The sequence below is a fragment of the Paraeggerthella sp. genome, assembly GCF_048427265.1.
Taxonomy (GTDB): Bacteria; Actinomycetota; Coriobacteriia; order Coriobacteriales; family Eggerthellaceae; genus Paraeggerthella; species Paraeggerthella hominis.
Map to the genome: position 1 here is coordinate 1 of NZ_DBFOSR010000047.1, position 4,094 is coordinate 4,094.

5 protein-coding genes are annotated in these 4,094 nt (G+C 61.0%); 4 read left to right on the top strand and 1 reads right to left on the bottom strand.

Annotated features, from left to right (window positions below; translation table 11 throughout):
- Positions 1–27 precede the first annotated feature (27 nt).
- Positions 28–138: a diguanylate cyclase domain-containing protein gene (locus tag ACMNI9_RS04680; protein ID WP_418831052.1), complete on the top strand. Its 111-nt coding sequence runs from the start codon at positions 28–30 to the stop codon at positions 136–138.
- A 100-nt stretch (positions 139–238) separates the two neighbouring features.
- On the opposite strand, the gene galE is transcribed toward ACMNI9_RS04680, so the two are convergent.
- Positions 239–1,375, bottom strand: coding sequence for a UDP-glucose 4-epimerase GalE (galE, locus tag ACMNI9_RS04685; protein WP_418831048.1), 1,137 nt, complete (start codon positions 1,373–1,375; stop codon positions 239–241).
- 458 nt (positions 1,376–1,833) lie between these two features.
- Between galE and ACMNI9_RS04690 the strand changes: the two genes are divergently transcribed.
- The 3 genes from ACMNI9_RS04690 (at position 1,834) to ACMNI9_RS04700 (ending at position 3,877) form a co-directional block, all read left to right on the top strand.
- Positions 1,834–2,415, top strand: a complete 582-nt coding sequence (locus ACMNI9_RS04690) for a type IV toxin-antitoxin system AbiEi family antitoxin domain-containing protein (RefSeq protein WP_418831049.1) — start codon at positions 1,834–1,836, stop codon at positions 2,413–2,415.
- On the top strand, positions 2,412–3,269 hold the full coding sequence (locus ACMNI9_RS04695; protein WP_418831050.1) for a nucleotidyl transferase AbiEii/AbiGii toxin family protein: 858 nt from the start codon (positions 2,412–2,414) through the stop codon (positions 3,267–3,269). The genes ACMNI9_RS04690 and ACMNI9_RS04695 overlap by 4 nt, the downstream gene beginning before the upstream one ends.
- A gap of 329 nt (positions 3,270–3,598) precedes the next feature.
- Positions 3,599–3,877: a twin-arginine translocation signal domain-containing protein gene (locus ACMNI9_RS04700; protein WP_418831051.1), complete on the top strand. Its 279-nt coding sequence runs from the start codon at positions 3,599–3,601 to the stop codon at positions 3,875–3,877.
- The last annotated feature ends 217 nt before the right edge of the window (positions 3,878–4,094 follow it).

Here is a 4,094-nt window from a genome sequence, read left to right on the forward strand (position 1 = left end):
TCCCTTGAGATGGGATTCGACTTGGGAATGAGCGTTGGCACGGCGTTTTTCCCGCAGGACGGCAAAACCTACCAAGAGCTTTTCGATGCTGCCGACAGCGCAATGTACGAAGAAAAGCGAGACAAAGACTCCCTGTAGATGGGAGAAGGCGGTGCGGGGCGGGAGGGGTTATAAGCCTTGCTTCCGTCGATGTCAAAAGAAAAAGAAGGGGCCGAGGCCCCTTCTTTGCTGCGGTGTGCTACGCGGTGGCGTAGCCGTCGGGATTCGTGGACTGCCAGCGCCAGCTGTCAGCGCACATGCGGTCCAGGTCGTACTGTGCAACCCATCCCAACTCCTCGCGCGCTTTGTCGCAAGCTGCGTAGTTCACCGCTACGTCGCCTGCACGGCGCGGCTTGATTTCGTACGGCAGCTTCTTGCCGCACGCACGCTCGAATGCGTGCACGACGTCGAGCACGCTCGACCCGGTGCCGGTGCCCAGATTGAAGATGCCCACGCCGCGGCGCGTTCCGTCCTCTGCCGGCGTTCCGGCCAGCGTTCCCGCGGTGCTCGCCTTGCCGGTGCCCACTTTGCCGCCCATCCAATCGAGCGCTGCCACGTGCCCGCGTGCCAGGTCGACTACGTGGATGTAATCGCGCACGCCCGTGCCGTCGTGCGTGGGGTAGTCGTCGCCGAACACGCCGACGCATTCCAGCTTGCCGACGGCAACTTGCGCAACGTACGGCAGCAGGTTGTTCGGGATGCCCTTCGGGTCTTCGCCGATCAAGCCGCTCTCGTGCGCACCGATGGGGTTGAAGTAGCGAAGCAGCACGACGTTCCATTCGTTGTCGCCTACGTACAGGTCGGTCAGCACCTGCTCGAGCATGCTTTTCGTCCAGCCGTAGGGGTTGGTCGCGTCGTGCTTCGGGCAATCTTCGGTGATGGGAATGAACTCCGGCTCGCCGTACACGGTGGCGCTCGACGAGAATACGATGTTCTTCACGCCATGGTCGCGCGCGACCTCGCACAGGGCCAGCGTGCCTGCGAAGTTGTTCCAGTAGTATTCGAGCGGCTTTTGCACGCTTTCGCCTACGGCCTTGAATCCGGCAAAGTGGATGATGGCGTCTATCTCGTTTTCCTCGAAGATGGCGGCTAAGGCGCTGCGGTCCAAGATGTTTGCTTCGTAGAATGCCAAGCGATCGTCGTCGGCGGCAAGTTCGGTGATGCTACGAACGCGGTCGACCGCGACGGCGCTCGAATTGCTCAGGTCGTCGACGATGACCACGCGGTATCCTTGATTCAGCAGCTCCACGCACGTATGGCTACCGATGAACCCGGCGCCTCCCGTGACGAGCACGCAAGTTTCCTCGTGGCTCTTGGCAAGGTTCCTGTTCGCCATGGCTGTCTCCTCTCCCGTGGATGAGCGCGTGCGCATCCGTTCAGTTCGTCTTTCGTGCGAGGCGTTGCTTCCTCGCATGTTTATAATACCAGCTTACGGGCGTGTTTTTCCTCGAACCCGCCAAAGCAACATGCCCTTGCTGTGCCGCTGCCGTGCTGGCGGCGGAATTGTCGGCGTCGGTTGTGCGGCGAGCTCTTCCTGGGAAAGCCCCTTTGTCTTCCGGAGAGCCTTGATGTTTTCGTCTAACATGGGACGGCCCCTTTTTGCTGTTTGCTGTCTTTTATATTGGTTGCAAATTTCCGTTGCCGCAGGCGGCACGAGTTGGCATTGCGCCACGTCGCCGGATGTTGCGGAGTTCTTCTTCGTAGGAGGTATCGTTCTGTTGTGCTGAATTGTACTATCAAGCTTAATATGCAATAATATTCAGCATAGATGTACATTTTGGAAAGAGGGTGGCCATGACCTTAGTCGAGATTGCGAAAGGCCAGAACGGCTACGTGTCCGCATCGCAGGCGACGGCCGCCGGTATCCCCAGGAGGAAACTCGCCGAGGCCGTCGGCAAGGGCGAGCTGGTGCAGGTCGAGCGCGGTCTCTACGCCCTCCCGGAAACCTGGGAGGACCCCTACCTCGTCGCTCAGTATCGGTTCGCTCGCGGCGTCTTCTCCGATGACGCGGCACTGTTCCTGCACGGCATGACCGACCGTGCGCCCTTCTTCCTCGCCATGACATTCCCAAGAGGCTACAATGCCACGCCCGCCAGGGAGGCGGGGATAGTCTGCCGCACCTGCGCCGACGAGGTGCTCGAACTCGGACTCACGGAGCTCACCACCCAGCACGGCAACGTTGTCAGGGCCTACGACCTGGAGAGGACGCTTTGCGACCTGGTCAGGGGCCAAGGCACGGTGGACTCGCAAGTTGTCACCCCGGCGATGCAGGCTTATGCGAGAAGCCCCGAACGAGACGTTGCGAAGCTCGTCGAGTACGCCCGCAGGCTCGGCGTCGAAAGGAAGATCCGCACGTACCTGGAGGTGCTGCTGTGAGGACGAAAAACGCGATGCAGCTCAAGGCCCGCGTGAACAGCATGGCCAAGGAGGCGGGCATCCCCGCCCAGGCGCTTATGCAGAACTACCTCCTGGAAAGGCTGCTCGAACGCCTTTCCAGATCGGCGTGGAGGGACAACGTCGTCATCAAGGGCGGCGTGCTCATCTCGTCCCTTGTCGGCGTCAGCTCCAGGACCACCATGGACCTGGACACGACGGTCAGGGGATTCGCCCTCACCCACGAGTCCGCGGAGAGGGCATTCCGCGAGATCATGGCGGTCCAGGCGGACGACGACTGGGAGTTCGAGTTCGACAGGACCGAGGACGTTCGCGTGGCCGACGACTATCCGGGCGTCCGCGTGCACCTCAGGGCAAACTACGCGCCCATGTCCGTTCCGCTGACGGTCGACGTTACCACCGGGGACAGGATCACGCCAGACGCAGTGGAGTACAGCTATCCGCTGCTGTTCGGGGAGGGCGAGATCAGCCTGATGGCATATCCGATCGAGACCGTGCTCGCGGAGAAGCTCGAGACCGTGGTCTCCCGTGGCGTCGCCAACACCCGCCCGCGCGACTTCTACGACGTCCATGTTCTACTAGGTGCCAAGGGCGACGATGTCGACATGGAGACATTGGGGGATGCCCTGGCGTCGACTTGCGAGAAGAGGGGCAGCCAAGCTGCTATCGTCCGCTGGGCCGAGGTGCTCGACGATGTCGCCGGCGACGCGGCCATGCTGGCGCAGTGGGCGAAGTACGTGAGGAAGAACCCATACGCTGAAGGAATATGCCTCCGGGAGTGTTGCGAGACGGCGAAGAGAGCTCTCGCCGTGCTCCGCGCCAGCCCCCGAGGCTAAAAGCATGCGAGATGGTATCCGCATCGACATTCGCGGAAAGACCAACATGGGAACAACCGGGCGCTTTTGCATCGGCCGAGGAAATGAGGGCTTCTCTTCGTATCGGCGAGGAAGGCGACACTCGATTCGTTTTTCCTAACCAATGTTCCCGTTTTGCTTGTTTTCTTGCAGCTGCGACTATCCCCCGAAAAGGGCCAATCGCGCGTTTCCCCAGGTGCCCCCTCAACGGGGGATGCAGAGCGTTGCGCTGTCGGGATAGGGTGTGAAGCGTTGCGGGGAAGGGGAGCGCCGGAGGGAGGCGCGATTCTCGCACGGAAGGGAGTGACAGCATGGATCTCGATCGCAGGAACTTTCTGAAGGGAGCGGCGGTCACGGCTGTTGGAGCCGTAGGCGCGGCTACGTTGGCGGCGTGCTCGCCAGCGAGCAAAGCCGACAAGGATGCGGAAGCCGCCAATGCCGGCGTACCGGAGGGCGAGTCGTACAATACCGCTGCTACGGCGCAGCGTAAGTGGGCCTTCGAAATCCCGCCTGCGCCCATCGCCGATGCGGACATCAATTATCACAGGATAGCAGATGATTCCTTCGCCGGACCCATCCTCGTGGCGTGAGGCTTCGGAGATTACGTCGACAGTTCAAGCGAGGTTTGTTTCCAGGCGCGTTTCCGGACAATGTTCCCTCTATTTCATATTATCCTTGACAAAGGATAATATTGCCGTTAAAGTACTACGTGATGAAACGACCAACTTCTCCGGTTTCCTCGTTTCACTCGTCCAAGCGCAGACCGCCTCCCCCGCGGTCTGCGCTTGCGTTTGGGCCGGGGCGGCT